Below are 19,729 nucleotides of genomic sequence, written 5' to 3'. Positions count from 1 at the left end.
GGTCGCGTCCGTCAATGTGGTGTAGAATTGGGTGTGGCCAGCGGGCTGCATTTTCAGGCGGCCTTGGGTGTAATCTGTAGCGGCTGTGCCTCCTCGATCATTGGTGTAGCAAGGGCGGCCATGCCCTCGATCTGCATGTAGCGGTGCTGGAGCTGGTATTCGTCATTCTGCTCCAGCAGGACGGCGCCGACGAGGCGGATGATGCTATCCTCGTTCGGGAAGATGCCGACGACATCGGCGCGGCGCTTCACTTCCTTGTTCAGGCGTTCCAGTGGATTGGTGGAATGTAATTTGACGCGGTGCTGCTCGGGGAAGGTCATGTAGGCCAGCACGTCGTGCTCGGCATCGTCCATGCAGGCGCCGAGCTTTGGCCAGCGGGTACGCAACTGGTCGGCGACCTGGCGCCAGACCTGTGTCGCGGCGGCATGGTCGGGCTGGAGGAAGACCTGGCGGATGGCAGCGGCGACGACGGTGTTCTGGCCCTTGGGCACGTAGGCCAGGGCATTGCGCATGAAGTGGACGCGGCACCGCTGCCAGGTGGCGCTGAGCACGCGAGTGATCGCTGCCTTGAGGCCCTCGTGGGCATCGGAGATGACCAGCTTCACGCCGGTCAGTCCGCGGCGTGCGAGGTCCTTGAGGAAGCTCGACCAGAATGGCTCGGCTTCGGAGGGTCCAATGTGAAGGCCAACGATTTCGCGCTTGCCCTCGGTGTTGACGGCAACGGCTATTATCGCGGCGACACTGACGATCCGCCCGCCCTCGCGCACCTTGAGGTAGGTAGCATCGAGCCAGAGGTAGGGCCAGTCGCCGGTGAGCGGCCGCTTAAGGAAGGCATGGACACGTTCGTCGATATCCTTGCACAGCTTGGACACCGAGGATTTGGAGATGCCGGTCATGCCCATGGCCTGCACCAGCTCGTCGACACGCCGGGTGCTGACGCCGGCGATCCACGCCTCCTGGATCACCGCGACCAGCGCCTTCTCGACGGTCTTCCTGGGTTCCAGGAAGCCAGGGAAGTAGGCGCCGGTCCGTAGCTTGGGAATCCTCAGGTTGAGCGTGCCGAGCCGGGTATCGAGGCTGCGGTCGCGGTAGCCGTTCCGCCAGGTCGTCCGGTCGCCGGAGCGCTCGTGTCGGCTAGCGCCGACCAGGCCATCGACGTCGGCCTCCATGATGATCTGTAATACGCTCTCGGCGATCGTGCGCAGGAAATCTCCATCTCCAGTCTTCGCCATCAGCTCGGCAAGCGGTAGTCTGTCGTCGGTCATCGGGATCAACTCCTCGGTGGGCGTGTGAAGTGTGGTAACTCCACCTTACCGATGAGCCCGGTGGCCACCGAGATCGAAATCGCATGGGGTGGGGCATGCCCCACCCCATGCGATCATCTCAATCTACACCAGAAATTACACCACGAGCGCGGACGCTAACAAGCGATCCACCGGCGATCTCGAGCGCGACTTCGTCGATGACCTGATCAAGGCGGGAGTCGAACGGGGTGAAAAGATCGGTCATGCGCTGCTCCTGATGCTGATGCGCACCACAGCCTCCCCCTCCCCTTCCGGTTCGGCAGCGCGGAGCTTGGAATTGCGCCAGAGGCGTTGAGCAGCGCCACTCTTGGAATGCCTGTTTTGGCCCGCAGCATTGCACTAGGGAGAGTTCATCGGCCAAATAAGGCCTATAAGTTGACGTTTTTGCGGATAAAGGCCATATATGGCCTATGTATCTCACCCTCCCGGATCAGCTGACGGGCCTCGGCAAGCGGATCAAGGTACGCCGCCTGGCCCTCGACCTTACCCAGCAAGCGGCAGCTGCCAAAGCTGGCGTGTCTCACAGGACGTGGCGAAGGATGGAGGCCGAAGGCAGGGCTTCGATCGAAGATCTTGTGCGCGCCGCCATCGCACTGCGCTGCGATGAAGGCATTGTCGCGCTGTTTCCGCAAGTTCCGGCAACCAGCATGGATGAGCTGCTCGCGCAGCAGCGCCAAGCAGCAAAGCCGCAGCGCAAGCGTGCTAGCGGTGCAAGGCCATGAAGCTGGCTCCGGGAACGCCCTTGGTGGTTGGATTGCTGACCGATGAGACTGCCGCGCCGCTTTCGGTCGGCAGGCTGGCAATGGCCAGGGGCCTTGCGCAGCTCGAATGGTCTGCAGAGATCATAGCGGAAGGGATGCCAATTTCTCCGCTACACTATCCGGCTGAACCGGGCCTGCACCCTGCCCGCAGCCGGACCTTTGAAGGCCTCCACGGTTTCCTGTCGGACTGTCTGCCCGATGCCTGGGGCATGCTCTTGTTGAAGCGGCGGCTTCAGAAAATGGGTCACCGGTTCGAAGACCTAAACGCAGTCGACCGGCTCGCCCTTGTTGGCACGAAAGGTCGGGGCGCGCTCGTATTCCAGCCTGAAACGCTTGATGGTGAAACTTCAAGTACTATCGACCTCGATGCTTTGGCCGATGAATCCCGCCACGTTCTGCTCGGCGAGGAGACAGAGCTGGAGGCGCTGCTCACTCGCCTGGGCGGCGGCTCGGGCGGCGCGCGGCCGAAAGTTCATGTGGCGATCGACGCGGGCGGCACGCTGTCCGCAGGAGACGAGTTGGCTGCAGCGGGAACCAGGAGCGCCGGTGAGGAATGGATCGTCAAGTTTGCAGCGACCAACGACCCCGCAGATATCGGGCCGCTGGAGGAGGCCTACGCCCGGATGGCCCGCGCTGCGGGAATTGAAATGGCTGAAACGCGATTGATCTCCTCTGCGAAGGGGCCAGGCCATTTCGCGACAAGGCGTTTCGACCGGCCCGTGCCCGGAAAAAGGCTTCATATGGTCAGTCTGGGCGGAGTGCTTGAGGCCTCGCCGCATATGCCGAGTGTCGACTACGACGGGTTCCTGAAGGCGACATTGGCGATCACCCACAGCATGGCGGACGTCGAGCAAGCCTTCCGCCGCATGGTCTTCAACGTGCTCGCGCGAAACCGCGACGATCATGTTCGCCAACATGCTTACCTGATGGACGCTCGGGGAGATTGGCGGCTTGCGCCGGCCTTCGACCTGACGTTCTCGAATGGCCCCGGCGGCGAGCATTACATGGCTGTTCTGGGCGAAGGGCGCACCATTACCCGCCAACATATAGAGAAACTCGCGAAGACCCACGGTATCTCTCCCAAGCGCGTGTTCGCAGTGATCGACGATGTTCGTGCATCACTCGCCGATTGGCCGTCGCACGCTCGGGATACTGGGGTCCGGGTCTCAATGGCAAAAGTATCAGAGGGCTTGGAATCCGTGGCCCGAACATTTGGCTAAGGAAGGCTTTGGGGTCCGTTTTCCCAAGTCTTTGAAGACACCAAGAGGCAGCTCACTCGTCTCCGGGTTGGCCACCAGCAATATTTCATTGCTTTCTCTAGTTTGCCGCTAACTTACTGGGTCCATCTTTCAGTCAGATTTCAGAAGGACGCAGACGTCGTCCTTTGGCGTCATGACCGTGGTGCGCGATTTAGCCCTAGTCACGCTCACGCGAAAATTCTGACGTGCCTGGGATAGGTCGCCTTCTAGCTTGTTTTCGCGAACGATCCGATCCGGGTTCGCCTTAATCTCCTTACCCACCCTGAGTGGCCAGCCTTCGAACACGATCACTTCGTCAAACTGCTTCCCCTTCGCCTTATGCATGTTCATCACAATGACGCCCGTCTCGGGGCGCTGAGCTGTGGCGAAGTGATCCTGAACAAACGCCAATCGAGTGATGTCAAGCGCATCGGAATAGCGACCCCGCTCTCGCCAGTTCTGTTCCAGCGTATTGCGCATCAGATTGCCGCGTTCGAGCAGACGCACGTTGCGGGCGTCGTTCGCAATAGCCCGCAACCGGGTACACGCTCCATCAGCGAGCGTGGCGCGGATGGCGATCCAGTCCTTGTCTGGATCGCCGACCATAACGACCTGCCGGGTTGCGGAAAGGACGGCAGCGATAGGATGGATGACACTGTTCGCGTGCGGCGCCTGTCCCCCGGCGATCCGCTCGTTCCATTTCGCCAGCGCGCTCTCCAGCTTGACCGCATCGCCCAGATCTCCCTTGCCTGGGTCGGATCCCCCACGGCCGCGAAGATATTGGCATATCAAATGCACCAACTGGTCGAGGTCATCCGAAGCACGCTCTTGCTGCATCAGTTGCGCAATGACTTCGGCTCCCAGGATCGGTCCTTCCATATCGATCGAGGCGGCATGTGAGATAGTCGGAACGTTACCGAACGGATCGCGCAGGATATCGGAAACGAGCCGCATCTTCCGCTTGGTTGGAACGAGGATTGCGAGCGACCAGTCGCGCCGTCCGGTGGCGATCAGCCGGGCTCGCGCCTGAAGGACCTGCGTGACCAGCGCGGCATAGGCCTGGTTCCGGTTGGACGGAAACAAGCAAAAGCTGATGCCAGAGTATTCGGCCTTGCTGAATTTGGCGGTCAGCAGCTCGTTGCCGAAGAGTAGTATGTCCGTGCCCTTGCTGCGGTGATTGTCCGAGCCGAGCTCGGTGAAGGTCGGAGCGAACGCAGCCTTGAAATGATCAAGGCGGGCCGGATCGGCGCCAATGAATTCGAAAATGCGTTGCTCCGGGTCGGCCAGCGCAATCAAGGTGCAACGGTCGCCAAGCGCCTTCACGACACGCCACTGATCCGCGCTCGTATCCTGGAATTCATCGAAGATGATGCAGGGCCAAGCTATAGCAGTCATTGCTCGCAGTTTGGCGGAACCCTCGAGCAGCCGTGCCACGAGATCAGCGAACAGATCGAAGCAGACTTTCCCCTCTGCAAACGCAAGTCGGTCGCGCTCAGCCTTCTCGCGCGCTCTCTTTTCGGCCAGCTGGGCTTCGTCGAGCTTCTTGTCGGGGCCATATTCCCGGCGGATCGCAGCTAGGGCGATCGCTTCACCTGGCGGTGTGAGGATCGAGATCCTACGCGGCAGGCCGACCAGATAGCCGTGCGTCTTGAGAAGCCGCCAGAAGAAGCTGTGATAGGTGTCAACCTCGATCCGGCTCCGCTCGTCGGACGAGACGTCTTTTTCTTCGTCGATGGCTTCGAGGACACGGGAGACCGTCGCACGCGCGAAGCTGAGAAAGAGGACACGCTGCCCTGGCTTGAGCATTTCGCGGGCGATTTTCGCTGCCTTCAGGATCGAGACGGTCGTCTTGCCGGAACCGGGGCCACCGGTAACCAGCTGGTGGCCGGCGGTCGCGAGCACGATCTGCTGCTTCGGCGTCAGGTCGACCATGATTACCGCTGTTACCTGAAAAGCGCGTCGAAGTCGTCGCCACCTCCGCCAGGTGCAGGATCTGCAACAGGCGGAGGTGGAGGCGGATCGCACAGCTGGCGCAACCGCGCGCAGGTTTGCCGAAACCACAACGGTATCTCGGCTTCTGAGCACTGGGCCAGGAAGTCGGCGATGCCCCAATTACCCTTGGACCACTGGAAATAGTCCATCAGCGCATCGATCATGTTCACGTCGGCGCCCGCATGCTTGGCTGCCAGATGCGGCGGCCAAGCCAGCGACTGCGAGAAGCGGTTCATGGCCTCCAAGGTGGTGTTCTTGAGGACAAGGTCCTCAATGCCTTTTTCGGGATGCATGAACAGCTGTTCGACCTCGGCCTCGATGGCTTGCTGCGCCTCCGCGGTCTGCAAATCACACAGCGCAAACACCCGCTTGCCCAACCCCGCATAGAGCCTACCGAGATCGGCGATCTGAGTCTCGGTCTTCGCGTTAATGACGGTGATTCCCAAGCCTTCGATTGAGCTGTAGGTCGCCGGATTGAGATCAGAGAGCCGACGCGCGACGACCGGAAGCGCCGCGGCTTCGGTATCGCCTTCCGCAATGAGCACCCGGCGCGCCAGCAGCCCTTCGCAGAATTTGGTGCGGAAGTCTTGTCGGTAGCGCTTGTGCTTCACGCTTTCAGGAAGGGCGATAGAAGCTTGGCTGAGTATGCCTTGGCTGCTCCGGGAAAGGATGACGGTCTCGTCTAGACCAAATTCTTCAAGGACGTAGGGCGAATGAGAGGTGATTATCGATTGGGCGGAGAGCTTGCGTAGCTCATGGACGATGCGCTTCTGCGCATAGGGAGGAATAGCAGTTTCGACCTCTTCCATGGCGAAGATCACATTCTGCTTGTCCTCGGCGATTTGAGAAAGAAGCGCGAGGACGAGCATGTTGATTGTGCCGGTACCCTGCCGGTAAAAGGGGGCGGCATGGTCGCCACTGCCGGTGGCGATGAAGGCCGTTATCACTTTGCGGAGATGCTCGCGTGTCAGGCTGGAAACGCGAAGGTGCGGCTTTGCACCCCATTCTCGAGGCACGTATTTCTTAAGCGAGGCGTTCACGCTCTCAAGGACTCCGCTGATGCCCATCTGGGGGTCACCAGCCACGTCCAGTGTGGAAAGCGCATCCAGTGTGCCTTCCCAAAGCCGGGGGCGGATTTCCTTTAAGCGGAGGATGATGTCGAGCAGGCTGCCATGCTCAAGGCTGAGGGCGCGGGATCCGGTCCTAAGCGAGCGGAGAAACAAGAAGCCGCAATGCTGCTTGTCAGTCTTGCGGAACGGAGTCGGAGTATCGTCTTCCGTCAAGCTGCGGGTGAAGTAAGTGGCACCAGTGAAATCGTCGTCGTCCGGGTCATATTGGCCGATAAAGGTGACGCGTAGCGCTGCGACGACGGCGGCTGCATCTATGCCGGCGGGGTTCGCCTCAACGAACAGGGTTCCATCAGCCGTGTTGAGCCACTCGATTCTACCGCCGAAACGAGCCAGCTGTTCCTCCGATAGGTCCGTGATCGTCACTTCGATCTCGATGCGCGGCGGCACTGAGTCCGCCAATGGGTTGCCTGCGGCCTCGACGGGAGGCTGCCCATCGTGGTCAGCCTCTGCCACGGCGGTAGCGGGAGCGAGATAACGACCCTCGAAGAAGTCGTGCTCGTCGACCGGTGGTCGACGGGAGAGTCGATCGGGGCCAAGTACCAGATCGATGGCCTCTAGAACCGAAGACTTGCCAGTGTTGTTGTCACCGATAAGCACTGCATGCGCAGGCAGACAGATGGTGGCGGACTTGATGCCGCGAAAGTTTGTCACCGATAACGAATGAACTCGCATTTCTTTCTTCGACCTCCCTGAACCTGCGCAAGATGGCGCAAGGCGGGCCTATTGGGAAGTAAAACAGGCATTTATGCTATTTTCGCGAGGATCGATTGGAGTTCGCACCACGGGAACCGTCATCTGGTGCCAAAAGGATAACCAGGAAAAATTAGTCCTCATCAATCTTCGGAGTAGGGATCCCATCGGTGAAATAACTCGTTGTTTGCGGCCCAATCATCGCCATTGCCCGGAGCACTTCGAATGATCTGAAGGCCAGGTCTAGCGTAAGCCATCGTCGCTCGGTGTGCTGCCCTTCGCCCTGGCGAATTGTTGTCCTCGGCTATGATCAATGTGTCGAGCTCCAGCGGCAGCTTAAGGTTTGGCAGTCGGGAAGCGCCCATCGCCGCCCAACAGGTTACGCCAGACAGACGGGTGAAGGCAGCAGCATCTTCGAAGCCCTCCGCTACTGCCAGAACTCGTCCACTCGGCGTCGGTTGCCATGCCCCTTGCCCGCAGCGCCCGAGCAAGAATTTACCCTGATGCTGGTTCGTTCTCGGGTCGAGAATGATGCGCTGGACGGCGACAAGGTGACCACCGTCTCGCACAGCGACGAGCAATGCTTGATGAAATGCAGTGTTTGGCTTTCGGCCGAGAGGGCACTTCGGGTGGAAGCGCACGTCAGGCAGATCGAGGGGTAGACATCTCCCAATGAGGTAGCGTTCTCCCAGCGTACCATAAACGCCGACCGCATCACTCCACAGACGCTGAGTGAGTTGACTGGAATGCAGACTTTGCGTTGGGCGGGGTTCTACGCCTCGAACTCGATCTGTATTCCGCAGGGCACGTATGATGTCCCTTGGATTGCAGCCGGCAAAGCAATGCACGAGGACCCCTGATAATCCTTGGCGGATCGATAATGAGGGCGTCCTGTCGTCATGAGCAGGGCATCGGCACATAGCGTAGGAGCCGTGCCATGTGCCGCGCAGAGCTGTGACAAGGTTGATCGTGTCTTGAGTTGGTCGGAGTGCTGATAGGGTCATAAGCGTCCCTAAAGCTTTCCCCCTCCCCTTCCTGCCGTGCACTTGAGGAGCGCCGGGTGCTTTCAATCGTCCCCATAGGGCCTGCAGTCATCGAAGTTGGCTGTAGCGAACTCCAATTCGCTTGAATGCGCTTGCTCGTCTTTGACGGATCAGCTGAGCGGTCGCTTCGGCTTGTGCCGTCGCCTCGAAGCTAAGAATGAGGCCCTGCCCTTTTGAGCCTATCCGCCCCCAGCGGCGTTCAACAGTTGTCCACCCGAACAAGTCGGTTTGGATCCAGAGGTGGTATTCTCGCGCGACGTTGCGCGAATTGTCGACGGCTTGCCAATGCCACGACTGACTGGTTGGTGTTTCCATAGTAGCCTGGTGGCAGAGACACGGACCAATGGTCCAACCGGGAATATGAATCACAGCTGCGTCAGTGATTCACTGATCCGATGGGAGGGGGTTGCTGGCCGATCACCTTCAAAAACATCATCATAAAAACGCCGCTGCTTGCAGCGGAAGGATTTCTGATTCTAGAGATTCAGATTCAGGTCCGATTTATGGCCTGAATTCAGAGGACTATGCCGTTTTTCCTGACCCGATGGGGGTGTTAGGCTGACCTTCTGGGGGCTACATCCTGACCGAGCGGGGGCTTTCCCCTGACCTTCTGGGGCATTCCTGACCAAATGGGGGGAGAGCCTGTTCCAGTAGATGTAGCGGGCCTTTCGAGCGTTTTCTCCTGCCTGGTTTTGTAAAAACTGAACCCTAGCTTGCGTTCGTTCATGACGCTTGCCGACTCGCAGGAATTCCGACGATTCCGTAACCCCTCCCTTGCCCTTCAATCCTGACCTCTTGGGGGCTGCACATTGATTCCTGACCTGACCTGACTTGACGCAAGAGGTCAGGTCAGGCAGCAATCAATCCTTCAAAGAATCAAGCTCTGATCGCACTATGGCATGGAAACTGATGACGGCCCAATAGTAGAAGCTTCCGAGGAGAAGCCTGAAGAAGGTTCCCCCGGACGTGCGATGCGCGTTGCTGCTGCATTGAAGGCAAAGGGTGGCGACGAGTTCGCCAAACCGGGCAACATCATTGAGATCAAATTCGTCAAAGGTGAGTCGCTTAGTCTGACGGCATCGCGGCTGTTGGCGCTCATGATCCTGACCGCAGGTGGAGACGCATGGGAAGATCGTCCTCATCGCATTCGCAAAGCCGATATACGCCGAGGCCACAAGGGTAACGAGCGGATCAGCGACATGCTTCAGGAGCTCCATCGCACCCTGTTTGCTGTGGATGATAAATCGTGGCGCGGAAAGAAGGCGACTCTCCTGTTCTCCCTGATCTCTCGGTCTAAAGAGGAAACCGACGAGGATGGCGGAGAGACGGGCTGGATCGAATGGGAGTTCACGCCCGATGCGCGTAAGCTGATCCAGGCTTCTGAGACCTATGCCGTGCTTAACCGGCAAGCGGTCTTGGGTTTCCGCTCGAATTATGCGCTCAAACTTTACGAGCTTGGAGCCCTTCGCCTCCATCGCCGCCAAGCAACCTGGCGAGGAGATATGCAGGCACTGCGTGCAGCGCTTGGCATCCCGCCTGATGTCTACACGGACTTCGCTCAGCTTCGGCGCAAGGTGCTTGAAAAGGCGAAGTCTGAAATTGACCAGCTCGCTCACTTCCGTGTCGAATGGCGCGAGATCCGGCAGGGACGAACGGTCACTGAACTCGAGTTTCGGTTTGAACCCAAAGGTGCGCCCGAGGTTCTCGAAACCGTAGACGAGCTCGACCGGCACTCGGCGGGGCGCCAAGCGAGGCGGACAGGTTCGGTCGAAACAGTAACTGCGGGGCAGGGGGCAATAGCAGCACCGCCCAGCGCGGCGCCTGCGATCAAGCAGTCAGAGTCCACCTTCCCGTCGTCTGGCTCGATCCGCTTCGGGCACGCCGATTTGCTTGAAGTCGCCCGAAAGCATGGCGGTGGATGGGATGTCGATCTTATCGCGAGCGGCTTTCGCGAACACATGGGCAATCGGTTGGAGAAGCTTCGTGGCGCCAAGCTCATCGCTGCTTGGAAGGGCTTTTGTGAGGGCTGGGTAAACCGGCGCGGGCGGCCCTGACGCTCAAGAATTGCACGCGTGCAATTCGCCATGCCCCCACCGAGTCAGGATTGCCTGATCCGGCTCTAGAATCGGCGCGACAATGCGGCCCGACTTTCGAAATTTCCGAATTTCTTGACCGAAAAGCGCAAGTGGGTGTAGCATACCCTCAATTGCGAAAGGACGGCATGTGTCTAACGGACTTCAGATCGAAGAAGCCGAGCGTTTAGTCTCGGTTGCAACGCTCGCCAGTCGAACATCGTCGGTGCTCGAAAAGCTGCGCGACTCCGCACGAAGCGCTCGGGCAGATGCGCGCCGCGAGCCTACCTTTACGATCGGGAAGGCGGCAGAGCTCGTCGGGCGGACGCCGGCGGCTATCCGTGACGCCGAGAAAGATGGAAGGCTGCCCGAGCCGGCGAGGACAGATAGCAATCGACGCGAGAGGTACACTCTTGCCCAGCTTAACGACATGCGCGGCGTGTTCGGCACCAGGCCGTATCGTGCTCCGACCGATCCGTGTTGCGTGGTTGCGGTTCAGAATTTCAAAGGCGGCGTCGGCAAATCGACGCTGTCTGTTCACCTGGCGCAATATCTCGCGATCAAGGGCTATCGTGTTGCATTGATCGACTGCGACAGCCAGGCCTCTGCGACGACGCTGTTTGGCTATGTGCCAGATCTCGATCTGACAGAGGACGATACCCTCTACCCATTCCTTCGTGAGGGTGAGCGGTCATCGCTCGACTACGCCCTCCGCAAGACCCATTTCGACGGCCTTGAGCTGATCCCTGCCAATCTTCGCCTGTTTAATTCCGAGTACGAACTGGCCGCCAGAATGGCGCAGGGGAACGGAGCCTTACTTGACCGCCTCAAGGAAGGGATTGAGAGCATCTCGGATCGGTTCGATGTCATCGTCATGGACCCACCGCCCGCCCTCGGGGCTATCTCTTTGTCCGTGTTGCGAGCTGCGAATGCGTTGGTGGTTCCGGTTCCTCCGACCGTGATGGACTTCTCGTCGACTGCGGCATTCCTCTCAATGCTTGATGAGACGATTGAGCAGCTGGCCGACCGAGGTCTTGCCCCAGAACTAACGTTTCTGCGCTTCGTTGCCTCAAAGGTCGATGAGAACAAGTCGATGCAGAAGGAGCTTCTGCAGTTGATGCGGACGCTGTTTGGCCACGCCATGGTTCGAACGCCGCTCAAGGACTCTGCCGAGATCGACAATGCGACTGCGCGGCTAATGACAGTTTATGAACTCGACGGGCCTGCTACGAGCTCGGCGGTACGCAATCGCTGCCTTAATTATCTTGATGGCGTGAACTCAGAAATCGAAGTCGACATTCGATCGATGTGGCCAAGCCATCAAAAGCGCCTCCGGCAGGAGGCCTTGGTATGAGCCGCTGGGAAAATTGCACGCGTGCAATTCTGCTAATGGGAGGCTTGCATGAGTAGGAAGAACAGCGGTTTTGCCGCCGACTTGGCAGCCGGGATCGATCTGACCGAGGATTCCGCCGCGCCGCGTCGATCGAGCATCGCGTCGAATGTGCTTACCGGGCGATCAAACCGTTTGGCCGATCTCGCTTCCGGTGCGATTGTCTCGCGCACGCATGAGCTCGTTGATCCAGCAAGGTGCCGGATGTGGGCTGGCCACAATCGCGACTACGCGCTCCTCAATGAGGAACGCTGCGCAGACTTGATCGAGAGCATCAAGGCCCAAGGGCGGCAAGAGATCCCGGCTATTGTCCGTCGCCTGTCGGGCGAAGATGGCTATGATTTCGAGGTCATCTGCGGGGCGAGGCGACACTGGTCGGTCAGCTGGCTGCGGACGCACAACTACCCAGACTTCAAGTTCCTCGTCGACGTGCGCGAGATTGGCGATGAGGAGGCTTTCAGGCTCGCAGATCTCGAGAACCGCGCACGGGACGACCTAACCGATTTCGAGCGCGCGAAGGACTATCTCCGGGCATTGTCGGCCTACTACGAGGGTCGTCAGAAGACGATGGCCGAACGGCTCAAAGTGTCCGAAAGCTGGCTCACACGCTATCTCGATCTGGCCCGCCTGCCCGAGGAGTTGACCAGAGCCTTTGCTAATCCGCATGAGCTCGGAATTCGCAATGCGATCGCACTCAAGGCGCTCATGAAGCCAGAAGATCGGAAGGAGAGGGCCTTCCGGGAGGCAGCGCGGCTTGCCGCAGAACGGGAACGGACGAACCATTCGCCATCAGTCCTCGAGGTGATCAAGGCGCTTTCACTCGCGGCTGATCCCCCCAAGAAGTCAGGAACCCCCAAGAAGTCAGGAAAGGCCGAGACCGTCGCGAATGCGGTTGGCCAGCCTGTACTTCGGATTGAGGGTGCTGATCGCAAGGGTGTCCGCATTACCTTGCTGAACAAGGGTGGTGCGACGCGGCAGGAAGCCGAAGAGGCTATTCGCGCGGTACTAGATCAGCATTGGCCGGTACAATAGCACTATCGGTCTCGCGCAAGCGCACCATGCCTGCCTCCTGCAATGAGGACACCGATTGCGAAGCGGTTCGCTTTGTCACGCCTAGGCATCTGGCAAGCTCCGCTCTGGTAAGGGGACCAAGGCTGACGATCATGCGCCACGCCTGCGGAGCGGTTGAGGAGGCATACAGCCGACCGGCCAGCTGCTTGTCGGCCAAAGTGACAGCCTCTCGCATCACCCGCAAATCGGCCGCGGCATTGTCAGTGGCCGTCTGAAGCGCTGAACGGAGAAGGGCGGGCAGGGGTTCTTCGTGGAATTCGCGGAACAAGGCCCGCGGCATGATGCCTGCAAGCGCCAGCGGGGCCGAGCCCAACCCAAAAAGGTGGGGCCTGATGGCCGCAGCCAATGAGGCAGCCCAGGCCGCGCCACGCGGCGCCGAACGCGTGATTGCGAACCCGCCGACCTGGACCATTTCGCTGCCGCCTTCGAAAAAGTCGAATTCCTCGGTTCGCAGTTCCTCAAGCCACTCGATCAGCGTGCCGTCGGGATCCCTGCTGGGGAGCAGAGCGTCGAGCCGCGCGAGCGCATTGTCTGCGGGTGTGTAGGCCTCGGTGAAGCCTTCGGTCTGGCATTTGGCTGCCAGCACCTGCCTGGCAGCCTTGGCGAGGACAGGGGACGCACGTCGGCCGATCCACGACAGAAATTGCCGCCGCTCCTCCGAGCACCATGATCGGACAAGTTCGCTCGCATTAATGCCCGGGTTGTGTGCGATTCCTAGATTATCAAAGGGATAGTCTCGAACATGCACGCGCCAAAGACGCCGCAATGAGGCCATCGCCAGACACTCGGCGAGCTCCGGCGAGATGAAGGGGAGGGCGCCTTCGATCCGCGCAAGGGTCAGTTGCCAAGGGGGAGGGTAAGGCGCCATCGGGCAAATAGTATATGAACGGCCAAAAAAGTATACCCAGCTTGTACGGTTGATTTGCTGTCCGATAAGCGCCCTTCACGGACAACACGACAATCTATATAGAGTGCCTCAAATCCGCTGCGACGCCGCCGCTCTCCCAAGGGCAGAACGCCGAAGAAACCAGCGGCGCGATCGAGCATGAAGGAGAGGCGCTTTGGCTGACGGCACCGGGCTGATCGTTGAGGTGCCGATCGATGAGGGCCTCGTCTCGCTCGGACAGGCAATCCCTCCGCAGCTCGCCGCCGAAATCGAGGCCGCCCGTTCCTACAGGGCGCGATCCAAGGCCGCGAACACCGTCCGCGCCTATGACAGCGACTGGCGGCAGTTCGAAGAATGGTGCTGGACGCGCGACCTTGAGCCCATGCCCGCGATGCCCGAGGTGGTTGCAACCTGGCTGGCGTCACTGGCTCAAGCGGGGAGGGCGGACAGTACGATCGGGCGGCACCTTGCTGCCATTGCCTGGCACCACAGGCAGGCGGGGCACGTGGCGCCGCAGCACCGTGATCCCCGCGATGTCATCGCCGATACGCTCGCCGGCATTCGGCGCGAGCAGCGCGCACGGCCGACACGCAAGAAGAGCGCCATTCTGGCGGCCGATCTGGCGCGGATGATTGCGGCTGCAGAAGGATCGAGCCCGAGGGCAATCCGTGACCGTGCGGTCATGGCGCTGGGCCTTGCAGCAGCACTTCGGCGCTCGGAGCTGGTCGCTCTGCAGCTCGCCGATCTCGAGCTCGTGCGCGAAGGGCTCAAGCTGACGATCCGGCACTCGAAGACCGACCAGGAGGGGGAGGGGCAGGTCATCGCAGTTCCGTCGGGCAAGGTGCTCAAGCCCGGTCCCCGCCTCAACGAATGGCTGAGCGTCAGGGGAGGGGAGGCGGGGCCCCTTTTCTATCGAACCGATGCTCAGGGCTTGATGACGAAGGAGCCCATGTCAGATCGCTCGGTTGCTCGCCTGATCCAGCGCTACGCCGAGAAGGTCGGTCTCGATCCGGCTGCGGTCGGGGCGCACTCGCTTCGATCGGGATTCCTGACCGAAGCTGCGAAGGCTGGTGCTTCACTGCCAAAAATGCAGGAGGTCTCGCGACAGAAAAAGGTGGAGGTGCTGCTTGGCTATGTCCGAGATGCGGCTTTGTTTGAGAACCACGCTGGCAAGAGCTTTCTCTAGCCTAGGTTCAGGCTGAAACGCGGTGCCCCAAGGACCAAGGGAGCCACCGCGACACTTACCGCGCGCACATACACCGTGACGGTGGTCTGAAATGTAACCGATTTTGAGCAGAGTCCGACGCCAAGTTGCACTGCTACCCAACTTTGAACCGCTTGGGTCTAGAGTTTTCCGCCACCAGATAGGCACTCTCGTCGCGGAAAAAGATGTCCCGACAAGCCGCATCAACGTTATGAACGCCTTCCAAACCGGGCAGCCAACCATCGCCATGGGCAGCGCCATGATCCAGCTTCTGGCGGTCTTTCTGGCCGGCTCTCGCGCAATTTGAATTCCAAATATGCCATTAATACAATGGGACATTTTCATTTGAACTGCAAATTCAAGCCAGCGCACAGCAACTGCACCTCGTTCGCGCAAGCCGCGACACGTTGATGAAGAAACCCGGCCTCATCCCGAAACCGGCGCGCCAACTGGTTTTCCGGGACGATGCCCAATCCGACCTCATTGCTGACGAGTATGAGGGTCCCTTGCGCAACCGTGATGGTCTCAATGAGTGTGCGGACTGCCGCCGGGATATCGTGATCGCCGATCAGGAGATTGGTCACCCATAGCGTGAGGCAGTCCACCAGCAAGACCCGGTCGGGTGAGGCATGCAACTCGATCGCTTCCGCAAGTTTAAGGGGGGCCTCGACCGTTTCCCATTCCACGCCGCGATCCGCCTGGTGCCGAACGATACGGTTGCGCATTTCCTCGTCGAAAGCTTGAGCCGTAGCGATGAAGACTGGCGACAGGCCGGTCGCCTCGGCTCTGGCCTGTGCATAGCGGCTCTTGCCCGAGCGCGCTCCGCCAATCACGAACAGGCTACGCATCGTCTTTCCCCATTGCGAGTTTCAACAAACCATCCACATCGAGATGATGTTCAAGCTCAGCCGCGATCGCATTGAGCGCGTCATCCACCTTCGCATCATGGTCGATCCCGTCCGACTGCGCGCCGAGCATGCCGAGCAGAGCTGAACGCAGCGCCGTGCTGGCAAATGCTCCGTGGACGTAAGTGCCCGTGACTTGCCTGTCTGCACTGGTTGCGCCGTCGGGCCGCCCTTCGCCGAGCAGCGCAAAGGGGTGACGGCAATCGGGACCGCTGGTCACGCCCATGTGCATTTCAAAGCCGGTGAAGGCTTGATCGAGCGCAGTGCCTGCAACCTGGCGCAGCGCCTTATCTCCGGTCAGGACCGTTTCGACATCCAGCAGACCCAGACCGGGGATATCTTCAGGTGGTCCCTCGATCCCTTCCGGATCGGCGATGCGGCGGCCGAGCATCTGATAGCCGCCGCAGATGCCCAGGACCTTTCCACCGCGCCGATGATGCGCAAGGATATCAATGTCCCAGCCTTGTTCGCGCATCGCCTTCATATCAGCGATCGTGGCTTTTGATCCGGGCAGGACGATCAGCGCACAATCACCGGGGATGGGCTGGCCTGGCGGTACCATGACCAGTTCGACCGAGCTTTCCGCTTTGATCGGATCGAGATCGTCAAAATTGGCGATCCGGGGGATGATCGGGCAGGCGATTTTCAGGCGACCGGCGGTTTCGCGTGCGGTTCGTTCAAGCACGACCGCATCTTCGCTTGGCAAATGGGCAGTGGCGCGCAGCCAGGGCACCACGCCATAGCCTCGCCAGCCCGAAAGCGCCTCGATCTGCCGATAACCGTCGGCAAAGAGCGCCGGATCGCCGCGAAACTTGTTGATGAGAAAACCCCGGATCATCTCCGCGTCGTCCGGGTCCAATACCGCCCTCGTGCCAACGAGCGCAGCAATGACGCCGCCGCGATCGATATCGCCGACCAGCACGACTGGCACACCGGCAGCACGGGCAAAGCCCATGTTGGCGATGTCGCCTGCCCGCAGGTTGATCTCCGCCGGCGAGCCGGCGCCTTCAACCACGACGACATCGCACTGCGCCTGCAGCCGGTGCCAGCTTTCCATGACCTCGGGCAGCAGTTCGCCACGCTTGTGCCGGAAATTGCCACCGCCCAGCGTGCCGCGGACCTTGCCGTGAACGACCAATTGCGATGTGTGGTCGGCCTGAGGCTTGAGCAGTACCGGGTTCATGTCGGTGTGCGGTTCGACCCGGCATGCTAGAGCCTGCAAAGCCTGGGCGCGGCCGATCTCGCCGCCATCGACGGTAACCGCAGCATTGTTCGACATGTTCTGGGGCTTGAACGGGCGAACGCTCAGCCCGCGATTGGCAAGGGCGCGGCACAGCCCGGCAACCAGCACCGATTTCCCGACATCGGAACCCGTGCCCTGCAACATCAGAGCGCCCATACGATATCCTTCCAGGTGAGAGCGGCCACGATGGCCCAGAGCAACAGGCAGGCGCGGACATAAATGCGCAAAGCGCGCCTGACGTCAGCAGCGCCAGCATCGCGCCGCCCGCTGCCGATCCAGTCCTTGGCATGGGTCACACCATCGTAGGACACTGGTCCCGCGAGCGCGAGATCTAGCGCGCCCGCCATGGCCGCCTCGGTCCAGCCTGCATTGGGTGAGGCGTGGCGGCGGTGATCGCGCCACAGCGTGGCCCACCCTCCGCCGCCGGCAAGACATACCACGGCGCCGCCAAGCCGAGCCGGCAGCAGGTTCATCACATCGTCCGTGCGCGCCGCAGCCCACCCAAAGGCGCGCCAGCGCGCTTCCTTATGGCCGATCAGGCTGTCTGCCGTATTGATCGCCTTGTAGGCCCAGACGCCGGGCAGGCCGCCGATAACCAGCCAGAACAGCGGCGCGGCGATGCCGTCGCAAAAGCTTTCGGCCAGACTTTCGATTGCAGCTCGTGCCACACCCGCGCGATCAAGGGTGTCGGTATCACGCCCGACGATCATGGAGACGGCATGGCGCGCACTTTCGAGATCATTCTGCTCCAGTGCGACTGCGATGGGAAGAACATGATCGTAGAGGCTGCGTTGGGCCAGAGCGGGCCAGGCCAGTGCTGCGGCACCAAGCCACCAGCATGAGCCCAGCAGGTGCCGGGCGAGCGCGGTAAGGCCAAGTCCAGCCCCGATTGTCAGCACCAGCAGTATCAGAACGGTCATGACGCCGAGCGTCTTGCGTATGCCGTCTGAGTGAGTTGGCCGGTTCCATGCGCCTTCGCAGGCATTGATGATCCGGGCAAACAGGCCGACCGGATGTCCGACACGGCGATACAGCGCGCCAGGCCAGCCAATGGCAGCATCCAGCACCAGGGCCATGAGCGCGAACGGTTCAGCCATGGTCTTCGAGCACGGCACAGAGACGCTCCATCGCCTCGTCGTTGGCGGGCAGGCCAAAGCGTAACCAATCCGGTTTATCGGCGAAGGGGCGGCTGAGGATCGCAGCCCGGGCAAGACGTTCAAACAGGTGTGACGCGTCCGGCGTCGTTATCAGCCGGAAGAGTGGGCATGCGCCGCTTGCCAACAAACCGAACGAGGCCAAGCGCTGATCGAAGCTGGTGGCCTCGGCGATGAGGCGCTCCCGCATCGCGTCCTGCCAGGCGATATCCTGATAGGCGCGGGTGCCGATGGCGATCGCAGCCGCCGAGACCGGCCAGGCACCTAGCTGCTTACGCAGACTCGCCAGGATCGGACGAGGGCCCAGCACAAAACCGAGCCGCAATCCGGCGAGGCCAAAGAATTTCCCGAAGGACCGAAAGATCAGGAGTCTGTGCCGATCATCAACTTGGTCGGCGAAACTGTGGTCGGGGTGGCAGTCTGCAAAGGCTTCGTCGATTACCAGCCACCCTTTCCGACCACGCCGCACCAGAAGATCGCTCAAGGCTTCCCGAGAAAGCAGGACGCCATCCGGGTTGTTGGGGTTGGCAAGGATCAGGCTTGATCCATCGGCCAGCGCCAGATTGCCAAGCGTTACGGGATGGCTGGAGGCCGCCATCTCGCCGTGGGTGCGATAGGATGGAACGGCGTGGCAGACGTCATCGCCCAGCACCCTGCCGGCGAGGCGAAGGCCAACTTCGGTGCCTGGCACCGCGCAGACATGATCGGCATGACACCCGAAGCTGGCGGCGGCCGCTTGCTCCAGCGCGCGCAGGGCCATTTCGTCTGGCAGGGCACGCCAATCGATCTCCACCGCCCCTGCACCGTGCCAGACATGCGGATTGATCCCGGTGGAAAAATCGATCCAACCACGCGCATCGTCGCCGAAATGCGCGCGGGCCGCAGAGAGGCCGCCGCCGTGCCATGTCCAGCGATCGCGGGTCATGCGGCCGCCATCACGACAAGCGCCAGCAGCAGCGCCGCCTCGATCAGTTCAATTCCGGCGCCGTGTCCATCGCCCGAGATGCCGCCAATAGCGCGCTTGATCCACAGGCCCCATAGTGCCGCAGCAGGAACCGCAATGAGCAATGCAGGAAACGCCACCGTGGTGGCGAGAAGTACTGCGGCCCACAGCGCCAGATCGATCGGCCTGATCGCGCCCCGAAAGCGCGCACCAAGGCCATCGTGCAACGGCGATAGCAACAAGGTCCATGCCAGCGGCGCGATGCGCGCGGCGACCGGCACCCAGATCAGTGCCAGAAACTGGCTGTGCTCGATCATGCCATGCAGCAGCACGAGCTTGGTCAGCAGTTGCATGGTGATGGCCGTTACGCCGAAGCTGCCGACATGCGGATCTGCCAGGACGGCCAGGAGCCGCTCGCGGTCCTTGTGGGCCGCGCCGCTGGCATCGGCCATATCTCCCAGACCGTCCAGGTGAAGGGCTCCGGTGACGAGAACCCAGGCGATCAAGGCGGCAAGGGCTCCGGTCCAGGGATCGGTCCTTGCTCCAACCCAGGCGGCCCCGGCAACGATAAGGCCAATCACCAGCCCAGCAGCTGGAAACCAGCGCATGGACTGGGCGAATTCCTCGGCAGAAACCGTGAGCCGGGGTGTCGGCAAACGGGTGAGGAACTGGAGTGCGATGAGGAAGCCTTTCATGCGATCGG

At 60.8% G+C, this 19,729-nt stretch carries 18 protein-coding genes; 6 read left to right on the top strand and 12 right to left on the bottom strand.

All coding sequences use genetic code 11. From position 1 onward, the window contains the following. Positions 1–53: 53 nt before the first annotated feature. Positions 54–1,265, bottom strand: coding sequence for an IS256 family transposase (locus tag BZF57_RS18320; RefSeq protein ID WP_011950834.1), 1,212 nt, complete (start codon positions 1,263–1,265; stop codon positions 54–56). A 118-nt stretch (positions 1,266–1,383) separates the two neighbouring features. Then, positions 1,384–1,509: a hypothetical protein gene (locus tag BZF57_RS21750; protein WP_276206650.1), complete on the bottom strand. Its 126-nt coding sequence runs from the start codon at positions 1,507–1,509 to the stop codon at positions 1,384–1,386. A 205-nt stretch (positions 1,510–1,714) separates the two neighbouring features. Here BZF57_RS21750 and BZF57_RS18310 point away from each other — a divergent pair, with 205 nt between their 5' ends. Both BZF57_RS18310 and BZF57_RS18305 read left to right on the top strand, forming a co-directional pair. Continuing rightward, positions 1,715–2,026 carry a helix-turn-helix transcriptional regulator gene (locus tag BZF57_RS18310; protein WP_039330681.1) on the top strand — a complete coding sequence of 104 codons (312 nt, stop codon included), beginning with the start codon at positions 1,715–1,717 and terminating at the stop codon, positions 2,024–2,026. Continuing rightward, complete coding sequence (locus tag BZF57_RS18305; RefSeq protein WP_039330680.1) at positions 2,023–3,285, top strand: type II toxin-antitoxin system HipA family toxin; 1,263 nt, start codon at positions 2,023–2,025, stop codon at positions 3,283–3,285. The genes BZF57_RS18310 and BZF57_RS18305 overlap by 4 nt, the downstream gene beginning before the upstream one ends. Before the next feature lie 129 nt (positions 3,286–3,414). On the opposite strand, the gene BZF57_RS18300 is transcribed toward BZF57_RS18305, so the two are convergent. From BZF57_RS18300 to BZF57_RS18285, 4 genes are all read right to left on the bottom strand, one after another. After that, the gene (locus BZF57_RS18300; RefSeq protein WP_039330679.1) at positions 3,415–5,235 is read right to left on the bottom strand and encodes a UvrD-helicase domain-containing protein; all 1,821 of its coding nucleotides are present in this window, start codon (positions 5,233–5,235) and stop codon (positions 3,415–3,417) included. An 11-nt stretch (positions 5,236–5,246) separates the two neighbouring features. After that, positions 5,247–7,097 carry an ATP-dependent nuclease gene (locus BZF57_RS18295; RefSeq protein ID WP_039330678.1) on the bottom strand — a complete coding sequence of 617 codons (1,851 nt, stop codon included), beginning with the start codon at positions 7,095–7,097 and terminating at the stop codon, positions 5,247–5,249. 161 nt (positions 7,098–7,258) lie between these two features. Further along, complete coding sequence (locus tag BZF57_RS21805) at positions 7,259–8,035, bottom strand: DUF7146 domain-containing protein (protein WP_420810226.1); 777 nt, start codon at positions 8,033–8,035, stop codon at positions 7,259–7,261. 171 nt (positions 8,036–8,206) lie between these two features. Next, positions 8,207–8,473, bottom strand: coding sequence for a WGR domain-containing protein (locus BZF57_RS18285; RefSeq protein ID WP_082013209.1), 267 nt, complete (start codon positions 8,471–8,473; stop codon positions 8,207–8,209). Between the two features lie 656 nt (positions 8,474–9,129). Here BZF57_RS18285 and BZF57_RS18280 point away from each other — a divergent pair. The 3 genes from BZF57_RS18280 (at position 9,130) to BZF57_RS18270 (ending at position 12,652) form a co-directional block, all read left to right on the top strand. After that, positions 9,130–10,212: a replication initiation protein gene (locus tag BZF57_RS18280; protein ID WP_039330893.1), complete on the top strand. Its 1,083-nt coding sequence runs from the start codon at positions 9,130–9,132 to the stop codon at positions 10,210–10,212. A 169-nt stretch (positions 10,213–10,381) separates the two neighbouring features. Then, a complete protein-coding gene (locus BZF57_RS18275) occupies positions 10,382–11,584 on the top strand; it encodes an AAA family ATPase (RefSeq protein ID WP_039330676.1) in 1,203 nt (400 codons plus the stop codon). Positions 11,585–11,632: 48 nt separating this feature from the next. Further along, the gene (locus BZF57_RS18270) at positions 11,633–12,652 is read left to right on the top strand and encodes a ParB/RepB/Spo0J family partition protein (protein ID WP_039330674.1); all 1,020 of its coding nucleotides are present in this window, start codon (positions 11,633–11,635) and stop codon (positions 12,650–12,652) included. On the opposite strand, the gene BZF57_RS18265 is transcribed toward BZF57_RS18270, so the two are convergent. Then, positions 12,612–13,559: a MarR family transcriptional regulator gene (locus BZF57_RS18265; protein WP_086740672.1), complete on the bottom strand. Its 948-nt coding sequence runs from the start codon at positions 13,557–13,559 to the stop codon at positions 12,612–12,614. The two genes, BZF57_RS18270 and BZF57_RS18265, sit on opposite strands and share 41 nt — an antisense overlap. Before the next feature lie 193 nt (positions 13,560–13,752). Here BZF57_RS18265 and BZF57_RS18260 point away from each other — a divergent pair, with 193 nt between their 5' ends. Next, positions 13,753–14,763, top strand: coding sequence for a site-specific integrase (locus BZF57_RS18260; RefSeq protein WP_230960947.1), 1,011 nt, complete (start codon positions 13,753–13,755; stop codon positions 14,761–14,763). 359 nt (positions 14,764–15,122) lie between these two features. Here BZF57_RS18260 and cobU read toward each other — a convergent pair whose 3' ends face one another. From cobU to cobS, 5 genes are read right to left on the bottom strand one after another with little or no spacing between them, the layout of a single operon-like run. Further along, positions 15,123–15,629, bottom strand: a complete 507-nt coding sequence (gene cobU, locus BZF57_RS18255; RefSeq protein WP_039330671.1) for a bifunctional adenosylcobinamide kinase/adenosylcobinamide-phosphate guanylyltransferase — start codon at positions 15,627–15,629, stop codon at positions 15,123–15,125. Beyond that, entirely contained in the window at positions 15,622–17,085 is a 1,464-nt protein-coding gene (locus BZF57_RS18250; protein WP_086740670.1) for a cobyric acid synthase, read from the bottom strand. Before BZF57_RS18250 ends, cobU begins: the two co-directional genes overlap by 8 nt. After that, positions 17,073–18,026, bottom strand: coding sequence for an adenosylcobinamide-phosphate synthase CbiB (gene cbiB, locus BZF57_RS18245; RefSeq protein ID WP_086740668.1), 954 nt, complete (start codon positions 18,024–18,026; stop codon positions 17,073–17,075). Before cbiB ends, BZF57_RS18250 begins: the two co-directional genes overlap by 13 nt. Next, entirely contained in the window at positions 18,019–19,008 is a 990-nt protein-coding gene (locus tag BZF57_RS18240; protein WP_039330665.1) for a threonine-phosphate decarboxylase, read from the bottom strand. Before BZF57_RS18240 ends, cbiB begins: the two co-directional genes overlap by 8 nt. Beyond that, complete coding sequence (gene cobS, locus BZF57_RS18235; RefSeq protein ID WP_039330663.1) at positions 19,005–19,721, bottom strand: adenosylcobinamide-GDP ribazoletransferase; 717 nt, start codon at positions 19,719–19,721, stop codon at positions 19,005–19,007. The genes BZF57_RS18240 and cobS overlap by 4 nt, the downstream gene beginning before the upstream one ends. Positions 19,722–19,729 lie beyond the last annotated feature (8 nt).

The organism is Erythrobacter colymbi, assembly GCF_002155685.1.
In the GTDB taxonomy this organism is placed as follows: Bacteria; Pseudomonadota; Alphaproteobacteria; order Sphingomonadales; family Sphingomonadaceae; genus Erythrobacter; species Erythrobacter colymbi.
Note: the sequence above shows the minus strand (reverse complement) of the source record. Positions and strands in the feature narration are given on the sequence as shown.

Excerpts from the sequence above, each read along its gene's own strand:
- BZF57_RS21750 (WP_276206650.1), bottom strand. The coding sequence starts at position 1,509 with ATGACCGATCTTTTCACCCCGTTCGACTCCCGCCTTGATCAGGTCATC.
- BZF57_RS18320 (WP_011950834.1), bottom strand. The coding sequence starts at position 1,265 with ATGACCGACGACAGACTACCGCTTGCCGAGCTGATGGCGAAGACTGGA.
- BZF57_RS18310 (WP_039330681.1), top strand. The coding sequence starts at position 1,715 with ATGTATCTCACCCTCCCGGATCAGCTGACGGGCCTCGGCAAGCGGATC.
- BZF57_RS18280 (WP_039330893.1), top strand. The coding sequence starts at position 9,130 with ATGCGCGTTGCTGCTGCATTGAAGGCAAAGGGTGGCGACGAGTTCGCC.
- BZF57_RS18250 (WP_086740670.1), bottom strand. The coding sequence starts at position 17,085 with ATGGGCGCTCTGATGTTGCAGGGCACGGGTTCCGATGTCGGGAAATCG.
- BZF57_RS18305 (WP_039330680.1), top strand. The coding sequence starts at position 2,023 with ATGAAGCTGGCTCCGGGAACGCCCTTGGTGGTTGGATTGCTGACCGAT.
- BZF57_RS18240 (WP_039330665.1), bottom strand. The coding sequence starts at position 19,008 with ATGACCCGCGATCGCTGGACATGGCACGGCGGCGGCCTCTCTGCGGCC.
- BZF57_RS18285 (WP_082013209.1), bottom strand. The coding sequence starts at position 8,473 with ATGGAAACACCAACCAGTCAGTCGTGGCATTGGCAAGCCGTCGACAAT.
- BZF57_RS21805 (WP_420810226.1), bottom strand. The coding sequence starts at position 8,035 with ATGTGCCGATGCCCTGCTCATGACGACAGGACGCCCTCATTATCGATC.
- BZF57_RS18265 (WP_086740672.1), bottom strand. The coding sequence starts at position 13,559 with ATGGCGCCTTACCCTCCCCCTTGGCAACTGACCCTTGCGCGGATCGAA.
- BZF57_RS18300 (WP_039330679.1), bottom strand. The coding sequence starts at position 5,235 with ATGGTCGACCTGACGCCGAAGCAGCAGATCGTGCTCGCGACCGCCGGC.
- BZF57_RS18295 (WP_039330678.1), bottom strand. The coding sequence starts at position 7,097 with ATGCGAGTTCATTCGTTATCGGTGACAAACTTTCGCGGCATCAAGTCC.
- cobS (WP_039330663.1), bottom strand. The coding sequence starts at position 19,721 with ATGAAAGGCTTCCTCATCGCACTCCAGTTCCTCACCCGTTTGCCGACA.
- cobU (WP_039330671.1), bottom strand. The coding sequence starts at position 15,629 with ATGCGTAGCCTGTTCGTGATTGGCGGAGCGCGCTCGGGCAAGAGCCGC.
- cbiB (WP_086740668.1), bottom strand. The coding sequence starts at position 18,026 with ATGGCTGAACCGTTCGCGCTCATGGCCCTGGTGCTGGATGCTGCCATT.
- BZF57_RS18270 (WP_039330674.1), top strand. The coding sequence starts at position 11,633 with ATGAGTAGGAAGAACAGCGGTTTTGCCGCCGACTTGGCAGCCGGGATC.